This window comes from Desulfovibrio intestinalis (assembly GCF_014202345.1).
In the GTDB taxonomy this organism is placed as follows: domain Bacteria; phylum Desulfobacterota; class Desulfovibrionia; order Desulfovibrionales; family Desulfovibrionaceae; genus Desulfovibrio; species Desulfovibrio intestinalis.
The window spans coordinates 277,122-292,873 of record NZ_JACHGO010000003.1; the positions used below are offsets into that span (position 1 = coordinate 277,122).

At 57.9% G+C, this 15,752-nt stretch carries 19 protein-coding genes; 1 reads left to right on the forward strand and 18 read right to left on the reverse strand.

Translation table 11 applies throughout. The annotated features are described in order from the left end of the window. Positions 1–23 precede the first annotated feature (23 nt). Positions 24–464: a hypothetical protein gene (locus tag HNQ38_RS06370; protein ID WP_183718575.1), complete on the forward strand. Its 441-nt coding sequence runs from the start codon at positions 24–26 to the stop codon at positions 462–464. A gap of 201 nt (positions 465–665) precedes the next feature. Here the strand turns inward: HNQ38_RS06370 and HNQ38_RS06375 are convergent, their stop codons facing one another. The 18 genes from HNQ38_RS06375 to HNQ38_RS06460 all read right to left on the reverse strand — a co-directional run bounded on the left by HNQ38_RS06375 (position 666) and on the right by HNQ38_RS06460 (position 15,744). Continuing rightward, positions 666–872 (reverse strand): hypothetical protein, encoded by a 207-nt coding sequence (locus HNQ38_RS06375; RefSeq protein WP_183718576.1) that lies wholly within the window; start codon positions 870–872, stop codon positions 666–668. Continuing rightward, positions 872–1,525, reverse strand: coding sequence for a DUF4417 domain-containing protein (locus tag HNQ38_RS06380; RefSeq protein ID WP_183718577.1), 654 nt, complete (start codon positions 1,523–1,525; stop codon positions 872–874). The genes HNQ38_RS06375 and HNQ38_RS06380 overlap by 1 nt, the downstream gene beginning before the upstream one ends. A 203-nt stretch (positions 1,526–1,728) precedes the next feature. Then, a complete protein-coding gene (locus HNQ38_RS06385; RefSeq protein ID WP_183718578.1) occupies positions 1,729–2,304 on the reverse strand; it encodes a hypothetical protein in 576 nt (191 codons plus the stop codon). Further along, a complete protein-coding gene (locus tag HNQ38_RS06390) occupies positions 2,304–2,762 on the reverse strand; it encodes a GNAT family N-acetyltransferase (protein ID WP_183718580.1) in 459 nt (152 codons plus the stop codon). The genes HNQ38_RS06385 and HNQ38_RS06390 overlap by 1 nt, the downstream gene beginning before the upstream one ends. A 150-nt stretch (positions 2,763–2,912) precedes the next feature. Continuing rightward, entirely contained in the window at positions 2,913–4,994 is a 2,082-nt protein-coding gene (locus HNQ38_RS06395) for a phage tail protein (protein ID WP_183718582.1), read from the reverse strand. An 11-nt stretch (positions 4,995–5,005) separates the two neighbouring features. Next, positions 5,006–5,524 (reverse strand): tail fiber assembly protein, encoded by a 519-nt coding sequence (locus HNQ38_RS06400; protein ID WP_183718584.1) that lies wholly within the window; start codon positions 5,522–5,524, stop codon positions 5,006–5,008. A 1-nt stretch (position 5,525) separates the two neighbouring features. Beyond that, positions 5,526–6,923, reverse strand: coding sequence for a hypothetical protein (locus tag HNQ38_RS06405; RefSeq protein WP_183718586.1), 1,398 nt, complete (start codon positions 6,921–6,923; stop codon positions 5,526–5,528). A gap of 33 nt (positions 6,924–6,956) precedes the next feature. Then, on the reverse strand, positions 6,957–7,547 hold the full coding sequence (locus tag HNQ38_RS06410) for a phage connector family protein (RefSeq protein ID WP_183718588.1): 591 nt from the start codon (positions 7,545–7,547) through the stop codon (positions 6,957–6,959). Positions 7,548–7,870: 323 nt separating this feature from the next. After that, positions 7,871–8,314, reverse strand: a complete 444-nt coding sequence (locus tag HNQ38_RS06415; protein WP_183718590.1) for a hypothetical protein — start codon at positions 8,312–8,314, stop codon at positions 7,871–7,873. 274 nt (positions 8,315–8,588) lie between these two features. After that, the gene (locus HNQ38_RS06420) at positions 8,589–9,578 is read right to left on the reverse strand and encodes a major capsid protein (protein WP_183718592.1); all 990 of its coding nucleotides are present in this window, start codon (positions 9,576–9,578) and stop codon (positions 8,589–8,591) included. Between the two features lie 226 nt (positions 9,579–9,804). After that, positions 9,805–10,470 carry a hypothetical protein gene (locus tag HNQ38_RS06425; protein ID WP_183718594.1) on the reverse strand — a complete coding sequence of 222 codons (666 nt, stop codon included), beginning with the start codon at positions 10,468–10,470 and terminating at the stop codon, positions 9,805–9,807. Beyond that, on the reverse strand, positions 10,460–10,804 hold the full coding sequence (locus tag HNQ38_RS06430) for a Bbp19 family protein (protein WP_183718596.1): 345 nt from the start codon (positions 10,802–10,804) through the stop codon (positions 10,460–10,462). The genes HNQ38_RS06425 and HNQ38_RS06430 overlap by 11 nt, the downstream gene beginning before the upstream one ends. Beyond that, on the reverse strand, positions 10,804–12,681 hold the full coding sequence (locus HNQ38_RS06435) for a portal protein (protein ID WP_246388023.1): 1,878 nt from the start codon (positions 12,679–12,681) through the stop codon (positions 10,804–10,806). The genes HNQ38_RS06430 and HNQ38_RS06435 overlap by 1 nt, the downstream gene beginning before the upstream one ends. Positions 12,682–12,683: 2 nt before the next feature. After that, entirely contained in the window at positions 12,684–12,896 is a 213-nt protein-coding gene (locus HNQ38_RS06440) for a hypothetical protein (RefSeq protein ID WP_183718598.1), read from the reverse strand. 74 nt (positions 12,897–12,970) lie between these two features. Then, entirely contained in the window at positions 12,971–13,492 is a 522-nt protein-coding gene (locus HNQ38_RS06445; RefSeq protein ID WP_183718600.1) for a GNAT family N-acetyltransferase, read from the reverse strand. After that, positions 13,492–14,832 carry a terminase large subunit gene (locus HNQ38_RS06450; protein WP_183718602.1) on the reverse strand — a complete coding sequence of 447 codons (1,341 nt, stop codon included), beginning with the start codon at positions 14,830–14,832 and terminating at the stop codon, positions 13,492–13,494. Before HNQ38_RS06450 ends, HNQ38_RS06445 begins: the two co-directional genes overlap by 1 nt. A 208-nt stretch (positions 14,833–15,040) precedes the next feature. Next, complete coding sequence (locus tag HNQ38_RS06455; RefSeq protein WP_183718604.1) at positions 15,041–15,325, reverse strand: hypothetical protein; 285 nt, start codon at positions 15,323–15,325, stop codon at positions 15,041–15,043. Further along, a complete protein-coding gene (locus HNQ38_RS06460) occupies positions 15,325–15,744 on the reverse strand; it encodes a hypothetical protein (RefSeq protein WP_183718606.1) in 420 nt (139 codons plus the stop codon). The genes HNQ38_RS06455 and HNQ38_RS06460 overlap by 1 nt, the downstream gene beginning before the upstream one ends. Positions 15,745–15,752: the final 8 nt, after the last annotated feature.

A 15,752-nucleotide genomic window follows, 5' to 3' on the forward strand; every position in this document is an offset into this window, starting at 1 on the left:
AAACAGGTTAGCTTGGAGTTTAGATGCGTTTATCAGTTGATAATCGCCACAGAATAGTGCTGTTGTTCTTTGTTATTATTGACCATTTTATCTGGCTGTATGGCGGGCATTGGGAGCAGGCGTCTTTTGTTTATGTGATCATGACGGAATGTATACGAATTTTTGTGGGCATTGCCTTTGTCGCAAGCTTTTTTTACAAGAAAATTCTAGAATTCAGTGTTAAAATAACGTTGACATATTGTCTAGTCATGATGGTACTTAATATATTTGGTTATAGTAGTGATGGAATGTCATTTTTCTCAAGCCCTGGTGCTACGCCTAATGTTCTTTTTTTCAAAAAAGATCGTTTCGTTCCCATTGATCACGCATTGCTAGCTGCCTTGCTTTATTTGTATTTTTTATTGTGCGCCTATTTTTTTTCCGGCAAATATATCAATCAGGAAATTCTTGCAAAAAGCCGATAACAGCCTTTCGGAAGGCTGTTATCGGCTTTTTGCATTGAACTTATTTCATTTTATCTGCTTTGCAGGAGTCACACCAGTATTTAGGGATTTTTTTTGATAAATTTACCACCAAGTTTTATTGATTCTTGTAGGAGGCTGGGGTGAATCATAACCCCTTTTGCTAATCTTTCCGCTCTCGGCTTTAAAGCCTTCTGTAGCATCTCAATCTTTTTTGTTTTTTTTTGGGTGCCCATACGGGTAAGACCACCATGGGCGCAAAGCGTCAAGCATGCCGCCGGATGTGCCGCCACCAGCGTCCGTAGCGCTGTTCAGGGCGGCCGCAGCAACCAGCGTTCCCTTGGCAAAAGCCTCTGACGCGCGCCATCCGTCTGTTCCGGCAAAAAATCCGGCACCTCTGCCTCCGCCCATTACGCAGCCTCCTTGCGAACTGAAAATGCGTAATATGGCACTTCAATCAGTTCTGGCCCGTCATTACGGTAAGGGCCAAAAATATCATCCGTCATCCGGCTGTAGTTGACGATGGTTTGTGGCTGGAGCGTTTCAATCATAACAGCTAACCCCTGTTTGAAATATTCCCTGTACTGCTTGTTGCGCAGTAGCCCATTGGTGCTGACTGCCACGGTTCCCCCCTTGGGAAGGCCTTCAAAAGCAAAAGCATAGGTGCGTTCGTCTCCCCAGCGAACATTGGGAATGATTGGCACACCCTCGCGTTGCAGCCAAAAGGCCAGTGCCCTGTTGCGGTAGGTGTTCCATATCTGCATAGCCAATGGCATTTCACGGTATACGCTGAAGTCTGGCGTAATCACGCCAGCAATTCGCTTGAATATGGGCAGATAGCGTTTGGGGTTATTCCAGACACATTCAAAGATATGGTCATGCGTGTAGAAGTGCAGCCAGTTTTTACTGGTTGCCTTGCTGTATATTTTTTCAAAAGGAATAGCATGCGCAGGTTTGAAGTGAACCGGCTCTAACTGCGGCAATTCAAAAATCGGGCTGAACTGCGCTTTTTTAACCAGCTCGGATTTGAATACATCATAGCGTTGATGACGTGAGCGCTTCACAATGCCTCCTTGAAGCAAAGAGGTTTTGTTCGTTTTTCAGTAAAAACTATCAGAGCATCCCCCAAAAAAAGTTTTAGGGGGTGGGGCGTGGGGGAGGAGACCCTTTTTCAAAAGGGCCCCTCCCCCACAAAATAGTTCAAACCAAATCTGCTCCAGATATAGACGGCATACACTCCGGGTGCAGCACCACAACAGGTATACGGTCAGGGCAGCAACGGGCCACGCGTGCCAAGGGTGTAGAAGTTGCGCCCCACGCGGTTGGCACCGTTGAGCAGGGTAGTAGTCAGGCCCAGATAGTCGGTCTGTGCGTGATTGTTGAGATTTTCGGCATTCAGGGTTGCCCCTGTGGACTGGTTGCGCAGGTTCCAGGCGCGAACCTGCTGGTTATATGAGGCGGCATTGCCTTGCTGTTCCTGAGCCAGGGCGTCCAGTTCGCCTTTTTCTGCGGTATCAAGGTTCAGATCCAGTTGACTTCCGGTCCCCACTTGTGCGCCCGATGTTGACGCCTGCGCTCTTTGCCCGCCAATAATGCGCGCAACTTCCTGACGTTTTTTTACTGCGGCTTCATATCCGGCCTGCTTTTCCTGCCGGGCGGCCTCGTCCGCCAGGGTGGCGCTCTGTTCAGCCTGTTGTGCGCTGCGTTCAGCCAGTTTGGACTGGTATTCTGTCTGCTGGCGGCGGCTTTCAGCCTGTTGGATGGAACTGACCGTGCCCACAGCGGCTCCGGCCAGAGCTACGGCTGCGCTGATGGCAGCGGCAGTACTTGTTGTAATGGCCATCAGCAAAGCTCCTTGTGCCAGATGGTTTCGGTATGGCGCGCGCCCAGACGGCGGTACAGGGCGTCACAGGGCCGTGAGGCGGGTGAACTGTATTGCACAAGACCTGCGCCGCGTTGCCTGAGTTCCGCTTCGGCATGGCGCAGCAGGTTCAGGGCAGTGAAGCCACCGCGAGCTTGCGGGGCCAGGTACAGCCCGTCCAGCGCCGCCAGAAGCGTGCCCTGCCTGTGTGGGCAGGAAACAAGGGTAAAGGCCGCATAGCCCGCCAGATTTCCATCGGGTGTGCGCGCCGCGCTGACGTGCAGCATATCCAGATTTTCAAGGCAGGCGTACCGCTCTGCGTCCAGGCCAAAGTTTGTATTATTGTGCAGTGGGGCCTCCACCTCATGCCAGTGCGCAGCGGTAAGAAGCCGGGCTTCAGGTTCCAGTTTTGTAAAAGATTCTGTGGCAAAGGCCAGCATGCGATTCTCCTTGTTGGGTGCCGCAGCGGGAGGATTTATTGACGTGGCGTCCTCTCGCTGGCGTAAAATTGGCGGCCTTTACAGCCGCCCGGATGGCAGAGGGTGCAATGCCAGATCACGGCCCATATATTTAACTGTGTAGCGCTGCGGTCAGGAAAAGTTCACTTCCAGCACCAGCGAAAGCAGGCGGAAGGGCAGGGGCCTGTCCTGAACCAGCCAAAGATTATCCGAGGCTGTCCATGTGCCGCCGGGGGCAAAGGATACGTCGCCGGAATAGGGCAAAATTGCCTGCCCCCAATACTCCGGCAAAAAGGGCAAGTCATAGAGTTCCTGCCTGCCGGGGCCGTATTTACCGCCAACACTGCGGTACAGGCGGGCGGTACACATGCCGTGGGCACGCTGGCGGCCAAGGGTTGTGCCGGAAGGGCCGTCCAGCTCTATAGGCAGAGAGGCGAGCGCCGAAGCATAGGGCAGGCCAGCCTGCGCCACGCTGGTTGCATAGGGCAGTTCAATGCCGCCTTCGTGCACCACGCAGCCTTCCACCGGGCTGCCGTCTGCCAGCACGGCCAGTTCGCATCCTTCAAGATGGTCCAGGCCGTCCAGCCGGGTTGCAGGCTGCTCCGGGCGCAAGGTCAGGCCGCAGTCTACAAAAAAGGCCTCCTCAATGGGTTCGTGATCCTGCCACTGCGAGGCAAGGCGTTCCAGAAAAATACGGCTCTGCCCGTTTATGTGGCGCTCTACCACCAGCATAAGGACATCGCCATTTTCGCCGGAAACAGCGGCGATGGAGAGCACCCGTCCGTCTGTGACCTGCCGCGACCAGCCCCAGATGTCGTGCTCCTTCATATAGGTAAAGGCCAGCAGCAGGCCGTCATCGCGCAGGCACCAGATAGTGGAGCCGGGTGTCTGCTGATAGGCCCATTGTAAAATAGTATGCCCTTCAAAAAGGTGCGGAGCCATGATGGAAAGGTCGTTGCCCGCGTAGCCGTCTTTTTCCAGCGAATAGAAAAGGTCGCGCACGCGCGAGCCGTGCCGCTGCACATGCAGAATGGAGTTGCCGATGATTATGGGCGCAAGGCCCGCGCTGCCCCAGTAGCTTTGCGCCGTGATGCTGATGTTGCCCGGCGTGATCGCCGTGCCGTCGCCCCCTGTGGCCTTGTATTCGCTGCCGGACGTGCCAATGAGCAGATCGCCAAAGCTGGCCGCCCAGGTGACGGCGTCTATGGAGCCCGATGCAATGAGGTATTCCACAGGATCATCATTCTGCAAGGGGCGCGATTTACGAAAGTTTTCAAAATCTCCCACCCGTGACATGTAGAATGCCTGCGGATTTTTTGGTGTGGCCGCCAGCACCATGCGTTGTTGATGAAAAGTCACCACACCGGGATAGTTGCCGTCAGCAAAGGGATTCCAGTCTTCTTTCGGGGTGTCGGCGGTATCGGCCTGATAGTTTTGATCGCTGAAATTCAGGCCCGCCGACACGCCTATAAAACCAAAGTAGCCCGCTTCTTCACGGTAAATGTTGTATTCCACTGCACCAGCGACAGCGGGCCAGGATATGGCGGCGCTGTTGCCCTGCACCCAGTCGGAAGGGTGGCGGCCATTGGTGCATTGCCCGGCAGGCGAAGCAAGGGATTCGCGCCCGTTGGCATCTACAGCTGCCACCTTGTAGCGCAGGGTGTAGCTGCCCGCTGTGCCGGAAAATGTCACAGTGGGTGTAGGCGGAGCTTTTATGGATGTGTTGAGGGCTACTGCTTCCAGATGCCAGGAATACGCTGCCTGCCCGTTTGTGGAGCCTGTATTTCCAGACTCGGAGCTGTTTTCCGCATCCCGGCGTATTATTTTGTGCAGGGGGTGGTTGCTGTGAGCGAGGTACACAATGTCCCCCACCTGAGCGTAGGATATGTCCAGCAGTTCATTGGGCGCGTAAGGAGTTGCAATGGCAGCAACGTCTTCAAGCCCGCGCTCGCTGGCAATGCGCAAGCTATGGTCGCCCAGAACCAGAACGAAATTTTGTTTGGCAAGGGCGTTGAAACTGAAAGGAATAAGCACGGAATACCCGCCCATATCCGCCACAAAGCGCGTGCCGGGCCGCCGGGCAGCGTCGCCGTGCAGGCCGGGCAGCATGTTTTCCATGCAGGAAAGGCAGTTACGGTACCGCGCCAGATCATAGCGAGCGTACAGGGTGGGCGCGATTTCGCCGCCTGTAAAATTTTGCAGGGCTGTGCGCATGCGTGCTCCTGTTATATTTGCGGCATTTCGGGCCAGGGAGTGGACGACCCGCCGCCGTCAAATGGTGCGCCCTCCTGCGCGGGCAGATCGCGCAAAAGCTGGCGGTAGGCCTTGATAACCACAAGCTCTTCCGAGGTGATGGGGTAGTCTGCCAGCAAATATTTGTCAGAGGCTGCAAGGCGGCCATCGCGCAGCTCACGCAACCGTGACGCTCTGGCGGCCACACAGTTGTATTCGGCAAGGCGGGTAGTTTCGGCTGCGACCTCTTCGGCGGCACGAGTGGCGGCTTCTTGCTCCAACCGTTCTTTTTCTGCCTGCCAAAGGGCTACGTAGGGAGCCACCTCCTCATCATAGGCTGTAGTGTCGGCGGCTGACAGCGGCCAGTTGTAGTCGTCAACCCACTCTATGTAGCCTGTTTTTATCATCCACTGGATTGCATGAAGGTTGACTGGGTGCGGAAATTCAAACACCAGCGGAACGCCGTCTACCATAATCAGGTTGTCACTAGGCACAACAGTCACTGTAGGCATTTCATACCACCTTTATTACAAAATCCATTGCGAAATAAGGCATCATGTTAGATGTATTGGACGCTAACGCATTAGACATACTGTGGATATGTCCTCCGCTGTCGCCCTGGGCGCCTGTGGTACCCCCAACCAAGCTGTTGAACAGTCTCCCGGCTGAACCGCCACTTGCCTGATTCTCTTGCCCGTAATGCGGCGGGTACGTGTAATAGTGCCCATGACTGGGCATCTGTGCGGTTGAGATGGTAGTTGCGTCTACATTGCCCGTGATTGTGTGTGTATGCTTGGACGTGCCGGCCAGCGCTCCCGCCGGGTTCGCGGTGTCTGTGCCAAGCAAAACTCGTCCAGTTAAGTTTGGCACCACCCCAGAAATCCCATCAGTTCCACCGTCGCACTTTATCCAGTCTTCCCTTGCCTGCGTTTCGCCGGGCATAATAGCCCGTCTTCCGTCGCTGCCCCCGAAAGTTACTCCCCATACGGGAACAGGCACGCATGGCGGAAAAGCGTCCCAGTATGAAACGTTCAGCGCGCCGCCATCGGCAATGGTTAAACCCAGGCCCGGTTTGACGGTGCCGGGTTTTTCGGAAGAGGCGAAGTCTACGGGGGTGACAGAAATCGTTCCATTATCCTCTGCGGCAATACCTTCGCCAATCTTGACAAAACCAAGCTTATCAACCGTGGCTGGGCCGATATTACTCATATTTTGCGCCCTGTCGGCTTCTGCCCGTGCTCTGTCAGCCTCGGATGCGGCACGGGCAAGTTCGCTTGCCATAGCCTCGTGAGCTTTATCTGCAGCAACCTCGGCAGCACTTTCAGCCCGGTTAGCCTCGGATTTTGAACGGTTGGCTTCAGCCCCGGCCCTGTCTGCTTCTGATGCAGCCCTGTGCGCTTCGGCCTCAGATTTGTTGGCTTGCGTTGCAGACTCCTCTGCTGCGTTTTTCGAATGTATGGCAGAGGCCACTGAGGCATCCCGGCTGGCATACACGTCCTGCACAACATCCTGTGGTGTTTTGTCACTTGTGGCTGGAAGGATGACGGCGCGGCGCATCATTTCCATAGTTTGCTGGCGTTCAGCCGCTGCCTGATCCAGGGCATCTTCAATAACCTGGGGGTCAAAGCGCGAGGCGCTGACCAGATTTACCTCCTGCGTGAAGGGCATGTCGCGGGTGATGGCCAGCTTCCAGCCAGCGGGCAGGGGGGCGGCATCGTGCAGGTAGACGATTTCGCCGCCGGACGCTCCAATATCCGCTGTCCAGCCGGAGGCCCCGGTGGTTACTCCTGCTGGGGAAGTGAGTGTGACCACAAGTTGTGACGCGTCCCACACCTTGAAGCTGAAGGGAAAGCGCGTGGCCGCGTCGTTGCCCTCATAGACGGCCCGGCTGGGACTATATGGCATGGTCATTAATGTATCCTCACAGTTTTTGATGCATCAGTTTCAACGTGTGGCAAGCCAGGAATCCTCCGCCGGTTTTTCGCTGCGTTCCGAAGCTGCGGCCTCACGCGCCGGGGGCAGGCTGACGGTATAGAGCTGTTCCAGTTCAGCGGCTTTTTGCCCATTGCCCTTGAGCAGAGGCACGGCAACAAGTGCGGCCAGCTTGCGGGCCAGCATGTGGGCGAAAAGATCGTCAAACAGGCGGCTGTTGCGCACGTCTTCGGTGTACAGGAGCAAGGCGCGCGAGGCATTGGTCAAAAGCAGCGAGCCGTCGCCTGCCGCATTGAGCGCAAGGCAGAATGGCCGGGCAGAGATGCCCTCGTGCCGCACTTCATGCACTTTGAGGCAATTTTCTGGCAGGGCGTAGGCAAAGCGGTATTCCGGCGCATAGCCCTGGGGCAGTGCCTGCAAGGCCAGCCACGCCCTGCGCTGGGCGAAGCTCCACGGAAAATCCCGCAGCACCTGACGCCGGGCAGAATCCCAGTACAGGCGGCACTGCAAAACTTCGGGCGTGCTTTCGCGTTCAGATGCCACGCTGCGTGCGCCCAGAAAGCCGAGAGCGCGGTTCCAGATGTCTATCTGGCTGATGGTCATGACGCCTCCATATCGAGTGATAAAAAGAAAAAGCCTCCGGCGGCCAAGGCAGCCGGAGGCAGAAAACGTGTTCAAGATTGTGGCGGTATTAGTGGTTCTTTGTGCAATACGGGCAGGCATGCGGAGGATTTTGCCTGCGCGAAAGCCACGCGCGGAGCTTTAGCGGCAAGGTTCAAAAAAACTCAGGGCGCAGTTCTACAAGCCATAGCGAGATGCACAGCTTTCCGGCTTATTCGCGGAAAAACAAGAAGGCTTGCATGTACGGTACGTACTGTCTGTCCAAGGCAGATCAGCCAGATCAGTTTGGGGAACGTTAAGATGGTCTAACCGACCATCAGCGCCTTTTCATAGGGCAAATCTTCCTCACGCAGCAGCGCGGAAAAAATATGGCCCTGCGTCACGCTTTTGCCGCTCACGGGGGTGAGCGTGAACGTCAGGCGCAGCCAGCTTTTGCGTACCCCCTGAGGCAAAAAGCGGTGGTAGGGACGGGCTCCAGCAGTCAGAGCAGGATTTTCCGCCGTATTGGGCACGCTGACGGCGGCTCCGGGCACGGCTGCCCAGGGGCCGCTTGCGGCATCGGCTTCTTCAAGGCCGATGGTCAGGGACTGCACCTCTTCGGGCTTGAAAGCCTGCGTCACGGAGAGACGCAGGGGCATGGGCTCCATACGGCCCGGCAGCTTGAGCGCGTTGAGAGCCACGGCTGTTCCCGTGGTACTGGCGGTAAGCGGGCCTTCAAAAAAAATGGAATTACGATCAATAATGGCCATGTGGGCTCCTTGTTCAGTTGTGGTGCTTCGGATTGGGAAGGAGCCCCTGCCTGCATCGATCTGGTGCAAGCAGCCAAGCTAATGGCAGAGGCTCTTTCCTGAGAAAATGTTGTCCAGAGCAGAGCAGGGTTGCAGGCTTTGCTTTCACTATCCGCAAGACAGCGTCATCGTCTGTAACTGTTGAAGGTATGGCGCTGTCAGATTTTGCGCAGGCAATCGCTCAGGTTGGCCAATCCTAACTTTTGAAGTTGAATATTTTCAAAACCAAATTGTTCTATACAATACCTTCGTTGCCCAGCACGGCATCGCACTGGCGCACGGGGCGGCCATGCAGTATGGGAATCGCCTTGGAGTCAAAGAATTCTCCGTACTGCAACTGCACGTTGCCCGCGTCAGAATTTTGCAGTTCCAGAGCCGTGAGCACATCGGAATTGGCGTACCACACGGCCTTCTGGCGCAAGTGCTGGGGCATGCGGTTTTTGGCCTCAATGGTCAGCTTTTGCAGGTCAATAAAGCCGCTCTGGCCCTTGCGCTTGCCAAGGGCCGCCAAAGGCAGGTTGGCAACGCGCACCACGGCGCGCCAGTCGCGCACGGCCAGGCCGCAGCGCCAGTTGTACTTGTCGCCCACCACCTGATATTTGCGGCCATCGGGGTCTTGGGCCATGTAGGTGTTGAGATCTTCGTGCGAAAGTCCGCCCGTGCTGCTCTTGGGGTAAATGCCGTGCACGGCCTGAGCGCCCCAGGAGATAAGCCAGAGCGACGTGCAGCCGCCTTCGTCACGCCCGCCCGCGTCCAGCACGTTTTTGGCGTCCTGCGCGGGATAGCGCATGGAAAGACCGTTGAATTCGTCGGGGTTGATGTTGCTGTTGCCGTAAAAAAGCGTGGCGGCCACTTTCTGACGCATGGCCTCGGCAAAGGCCACGCCTTCACTCATGCGAAAAGCCTTGTCGCGGCTGCCGTAGAGGCGCAGCTCTTCCACATCCAGTTCCATAATGGCCTCAAGAATGCCGCAGCCTTCCTTGACCTGCCCCCACTGGGATTTGGATGGCGGGGTGCCCTGATAGAGCCTGCGCCAGTAAACTTCAGGCAGCCCCGTGCGAATGCGGGTGAGATGCCCGTCGCTCTGGTTGGATTCCATCCAGAGCACGTCGTCCATAATGTCGTTGGTCTTGTTCATCAGCTCGATGATCTGACCAGCCTTGTCGCCACGGTAAAACTGTTCCATTTCCGCCAGAGAAACCACAAGACCTGCAGAGCTGGACATGAATGCCTCGTATGTAGAAAGGTGAATGTGTAATAAGGGTAAAGCTGTGCGACAGAGAACAGTAGTGGAGCGCCTGCTGAAAGGATGAATATTCAGCAAGGGTACTTCTGCACGAAGCAGGATTGTGATGATTGCTGCCCGCCGAGTGCTCTGAACTGCCCGTAATGGGCTGGCGCAGGCGGGGTTATTCTAAAAGAGCACAGGTTTTCAGGCGGGGCAGATCAGACTATTTGCGCGAACTCCAGCCAGCGTACATGCGCTCTTCGAGCGGGGGCATGCTGTTGTTGCCCGGTTCGCCCCGCACCAGACTGTCTTCCATCAAGGCGTCAGCTACCCGGCTGAAGAAGCGCAACACTTCGGGATGATTGCCATAGCCGCTTTCTTCCAGCAGACGGCCTATGTGCCTGCCCTGGTCAAAACGGTCCAGAGCAAGCTGGGCGCGGGCCACGTTGGCGGCCATGTGAGTGCCGCCAAGCTGCGGGTCTTGCGCCACTTCTTCGCGCCACTGGCTGACCTGCTTTTGCCACTGCGTGTGACGGGCGGCTTCCTGCTGGCGCATATGCTGTTCAATCTGGTTGTGCAGCAGTTCCTGCCCCGTGTTCTGTTCCGCATTCTGCCCGCTATTTGGGCCAATATTTTGGGCGGACGTTGCGGCGGTGCTTGCCTCGCCCTGCGCGTTCACATTGGCTTGCCCCCCCGTAGCGCCCCTGTTGGCGGCGACGTTTGCACCACCCCAGCTGAACGAGCCGCCAGCGTTGACAGAATTGCCCGAATTGCCGAACCCGCCCGAAGCGCCAAGATAGGAGGTTGATGCTGTTGCAGTGCCCGCCGGGGCTGCGTTGTGGGGGGCGCTTTCCTGACTGAACCCGGTGCCGAAAGTGTCAGATGTCATGTTCATCCTCTCTGTTCTGAAGCAGTTGTGGCAGGTTGCCGGGGTCAGACCGTTGCACAAGATGCAGCAAGGTCATGCCCACATAGCGGCGGCCTTCGGCAAAGCCAAGGCGTACTGCGTCAGTTGTAGCTGACGGGCCGCAATTTCCGGCAGCAAGATTCTGGGCGCTGAAACACTGGCAGTGGTGGATAAGCCAGCGCAAAAACAATCGTCCCTGCCGTTGGGACATGAGGCTGCTGACGGCATCGAGCAGTTGCCGTTCAGCTTCTTCCATACGCTGACGTGCTTCTCCTTCCTGTTTGTGCGCCTGTTCGTAAGGCGCGAATATGTCCATCAGGGTTTCTCCTGCGGCTGGCTATGCCGGGTGTCATCCGAGGCACGACCAGAAGAAGTAGTGTTTTCAGTCTGTTGACGGCCCATTGCATCAGAGTTCGCCCCTGTCATGCGGCCCAGCAAGTTCACCAGACCGTCAAGCACGCTGCCTTGCCTGCCCTGCGGGTCAGTAAGAGGACTTTGGGCCAGCTGCTGCACAAGATCTGCCCCCTGTTTAATAGTGTCGGTCAAAGCCACATTACGCGCGGCTTCCGCTCTGGCGGCGCGAAGCTGTTCCCGTTCTTCGGGGGAGCGGGTGAGGCTTACGGGCAGGCCGAGACTGTCGGCATAGTTGTCGAGCAAATGATCGACATTAAGGGTGTCCAGAGCTTCGGGCCAGGCTGCAGAAGCTCTGAGGGTCAGGGCCAGATATTGATCCGCAGCGCTTACGCCCACCAGTTTTTGCGCCTGTGCCAGCAGTGAAACGAATTCCACCTTGAGGCGGCGGCCAGCCAGTTCGGGCGGGCAGGGCGGCAGCATGTCCAGTTCGCGCATGCATTCAAAGGTACGGTCCACAAGAGGGATAAAGAGTTCGTCGTGCAGGCGTTCCAGCACGGGGCCGATGAGCACCAGTTTTTCTTCCTCACGGGCGGCGATTTCGCTTGCGGTGACGCCGCTTCTGCCCTCCAGAATGAGTTTGAAAAGATCGTTGTAGAGGCCAGACCTGATCTGATTCTGCACAGATTCCATTGCCCGGCGCGCTGTGGACAGGTCAGGATTTACCTGAAGCAGCGGCGTGGCCGCCTGCGGGCTCTGCCCCGGCGCGTTGTCCACATAGTTGATGCCGCCAGGGGTGAGATCCAACCCCACGGAACGCAACCCCGCTGAAACGCTCATGGGCGGGTCCACAGCCTTGTGAATAGCCTTGAGCGTGGTGATGCCCATTTGCTGCAACATGCGGCAGTCGGGCAGGGCATCCATAGCTGGCGAGCGCCCGTAAACGTCATTGCCCGCCACATCCCAGCGCGGGCCAAAACCGGGAAAATGCCTGAAGCCCGATTCCCTCAGGGGGTGTTCGCCGCCGTCGCGTCCTTCCAGCCAATAGACAGAGGCCACGGGCATGTGCATGGCCGCGAGCATGCCGGGCTGGCAGTCCATGCGGGGATACACGGCCTGTATGACGCTGCGCCGTTCGTCAGCATTGCGGCTGGCCGCCTCGCGCAGGGATTCCGGCAGGGCAGACAGGCCAAAGGTTTGCACAATCTGGCGCAGCGTCATGTTTGAGCGGCGAAAAACCGTATCCACCTTGCGGCTGGCGTCGCAGTCCAGCACATATTCGCCAGCGCAGAGCGGCATAAAGCGAAAGCCCTGCTGTGGATCGGCCAGTTCAAAGGTAAAGGCCGTGCCAAAGGTCGCCAGTTCCGCGTAGAGCGTGTGCATGGCATTGTAAAAGTTACAGCGGTGAAAAACGGCCCGCATGCGCGCGGCCACTTCGTCTAGCCAAGCCTGTCCGGGGCGGCTGCGGGCCAGATCCGCGTCGTCCAGCCCCAGCCGAAACCAGGGCCGGGCCGGGCTGGTTAGGCCGCCTTGAAGCCCTGCGGCCAGCGTGCGCATGGCAAGTATGCCCGTTGCGTCCACAAGACCGCTGTTGAGCATGGGGCCTTCCTGATCTTCCTGCCCTTGCTGGCGCAAACGGCAGCGTGTGGGCAAAAAGTGGTCGGCAAGGCTTTGCCACGCCGTGTCCCAGGGAGCGCGGCGGCGCATGAGCGCCTGATACCTTCGGGCCAAGGCTGGCACATCTGCACGGATGGCCGGGTACTCTCGTGCATTATCGGTGCAGTCATTGGCGTCCCCAGCCTGAGGCGGCGGCATTGTTGTGCTGTGTGACGGGCGCAGCATGCCTATTGCCCCAACAGGGTTTTGCGCACGCCGTCCGTCTGGTTGAGCGGGCTGGTGTAGACCGAAGCGCCAATGCCTGCGGCCTTGCTGGCCTTGTCTTTTTGGGCCTGCCGGGCGGCGGTGGCTGCCTCGGTAACAGGTTTTTGCACCTCCTGCTTGGGAACGGGTGTTACCTCAGGAACACTGGGGGAACTGTAGCCTCCACCAAATCCCATAACGGACTCCTTGGTTGTTGCTTGTGTAAGATTTATTGGCGCGCTGCGCGTAGGCAGCGTGTATGCGCTGATATTTAAGCGTCTGCGCGTTCAGCCAGATCTTGTGGCGTGCAGAGCACCATCACACCGTCCACATGACGTTGTTTGCGCGCATGCCAGCAGGCTTGCGGCAAGCGGCCCATGACGCGAAAACCACAGGCCTCGGCCAGACGCCATGCGTGACGGTTGGGCGCAGGGCACAAACCAGCAATGGCGGCACAGTCCAGATGGGCGAATGCCCAGGCCAGACCACCGTAAGCCATGTGGACGGCCAGCCGCGCGGCCGTGCGGAACGTGGTGCAGTCGAATTCCCAAACCTTGCCCCGGCGGGGCGTAAAAAGGGCGCAACTCAGCATGGCTTCGTTGTCGGTAGTATTGTCAGCGGCATAGCAGCAGAGCAGCAAGCCGCGGCGCGGAGAGGTAATGCGCCGCCAATCAGCCAGCGTGGGCGCGTTGAATGCGCTCATGGCGCAACCCAGCAGGCCTTCTGCCTGCATGCGTAAAAAAATGGCGTCCCGTGTGGCCCGGCTGACGGCAGGTGCGTAGTGAAAAAGCATCAGGAGCCTCCAAAGACATCATAATGGGTTTTGGCGCGGCGTTGGCCGCCTTGTGTGTCCTGCGGCGGGCGAAAGCCCGTGGCCGCATAACGCAGGGCGTCTGCCGCGTGGCTGGTCCAGTCGTGCAGAGGGCCGGAACCAGCAGCCTGTTGCCCTGGCCTCCACTGCCGTCTGTATGCCCGCAGGGCCTTGATGCCTGCGGCGCAAAAGCTGGCGTCAAACCAGCAACGGGGCAGGCGGCGGCGCACGGCGTCAATGCCGTCTGCCAGACTCAACGCCGGGGCCAGGGTAAAGCGGATGCCAAGCTGGGCCGCGCTTTCCCATCGGCTTTGGCCTGTACCCAGTTCCCGCACCCGGATATCGTGCGGGGCCAGATGCGTGCCGTAGGTAAAGCCCCGGCCAGCAATGCCACCCTCTGATGTTCCTTCAAGGGCGGGCTGCCCGGCGGGACGCGCTTTCTGGGCCAGAACATGCGCATAGTGGGCAAGCCCTTCGCCCGAGGCTTCGTAGTAGTCCACAAACCGCCAGTGCCCTGAAGGCTCCACCTGAAAAAACCAGATGGACGTGGCGTCATCCATGCCCAGATCCCAGGCCGTATGCACGGGGAGTTCCGGCGCATGGGGGAGGGGAATTATACGGCCCTCACGATCTGCCGTATCCATTAAAGGTGCGTAGTAGGAACCGCGTACGGCGGCGGCAAAGGAGCACTCAAATTCCTGCTGATATTCGGCTTCATCCATACTGAGCCGCGCCGCCGCCAGTTCACTTTGAGGCAGATAGCCCGTTTGCGAGGCGGGAAACCGGAAGCGGGACCATAATCCCTCCGTGTCGGCCCCGGCCTGCTGCCAGACATCGTAGAGAAGGTTGTCTGTGCCTTGCGGCGTGCCGCAAAACAACGCCCGGCCCAAACGGTCAGCCAGCATGGGCCGGAAAACCTGCGTCCAGACCTGACGCGGCATGTCGGCTGGTTCGTCCAGCACAAGATCATCCAGATACAGGCCACGCAGGGCCGGGGCATTTTCAGTGCCCAGCAGGCGTATGCGGCCCCCGGTGGGCAGAATGCACACGAGCTCGCTTTCCAGGAAGCGCGAACCTGGTATGACCCCGGCAAAACGCTTGCAGTAATCCCAGGCCACAGCCTTGGCCTGCCCCTGAAAGGGCGCGGCATAGGCTGCCCGCCAGTCTTCACGGCCAGAAATCAGCGCTTGCCTGATGAGGTCGTTGACCGCAGCCACGGTTTTGCCGAAGCGCCTGTGGCAGAGCAGCACGCAAAAGCGCTTGCGTTCTTCGTGAAACTGCCATTGCAGGGGGCGTGGGCTGTAGGGAATGACATGCGGCATGTGCGTGAAGCCTCCTGCGTGATCTTGAGCTAATTATCCTTGAAAATATGGATGCTTAAAGTTTGAATCCCGTTCCTTGCGGCGCACTGCTGCGCATAGCGGGGCCAATAGATAGCGCTTGGCCTCTACTCCGGGGGCTGCTTACACATCCGCCAGGAGTACATCAAAATGAACTGCACGGTTGTCTGACAGGCGGCGGGATTGCCCGTCAGGACGCCACATTTTTTTCCAGATGCGTGCCTTTGCCCGACGACGAGCTGGCGGGCCCGCCCCATACCACCATAATTTTCGGCGGCGCTTCGGGCGCATCTTCTTCACGCAAGGAGCGTAAAATGGCGTGCAGCTCTTTTATTTCCTTGACGATGTCTATGCTTTTTCCGGCAACTTCAGCCTCGCCAAGGGTGCTTGTGAGCAGGTCAAGGCGTTGCTCCAGACTGTCCAGCAGGCGAGCGCTTTTTTTGCTCTTTCTGTTGCGTGGGGACACCGGAGGCATCAGTGGTTTTCTCCATCTGCGGCAAGGCCGGATTTGCGCAAAAAGGTGTTCTGGCTGACGGGCGGGATGAGGTGCAGGCGGTCTTCCTGCCGCTCCAAGCCGTGCTCCAGCCTTTCCAAAAGGCGGTCCAGGCCGGAAATGCGAACATTCAACGCCTGTATTTCACCCCGCAAAGTAGAAAGTTCGTTGTGCAGACCAGCCAGGTCGGCATTGCCCGGCGTAAGGCGCAGAGTTTCTTCCAGAGCGCCGAGACGGCGGCAGGTGGCTGCATCACGCCGGGCGTCACGCTGCACATGCAGCAGGTAGTCGTCCTGACGCACAAAAGCGCGGCGCAGGCTCCAGAGCGCCCAGGCAAAAAGTCCCTGAACGCCAAGCACCAGCAGAGATGCGCCGGATGAAGAAAAAATGTCCATTGTCATACATATCT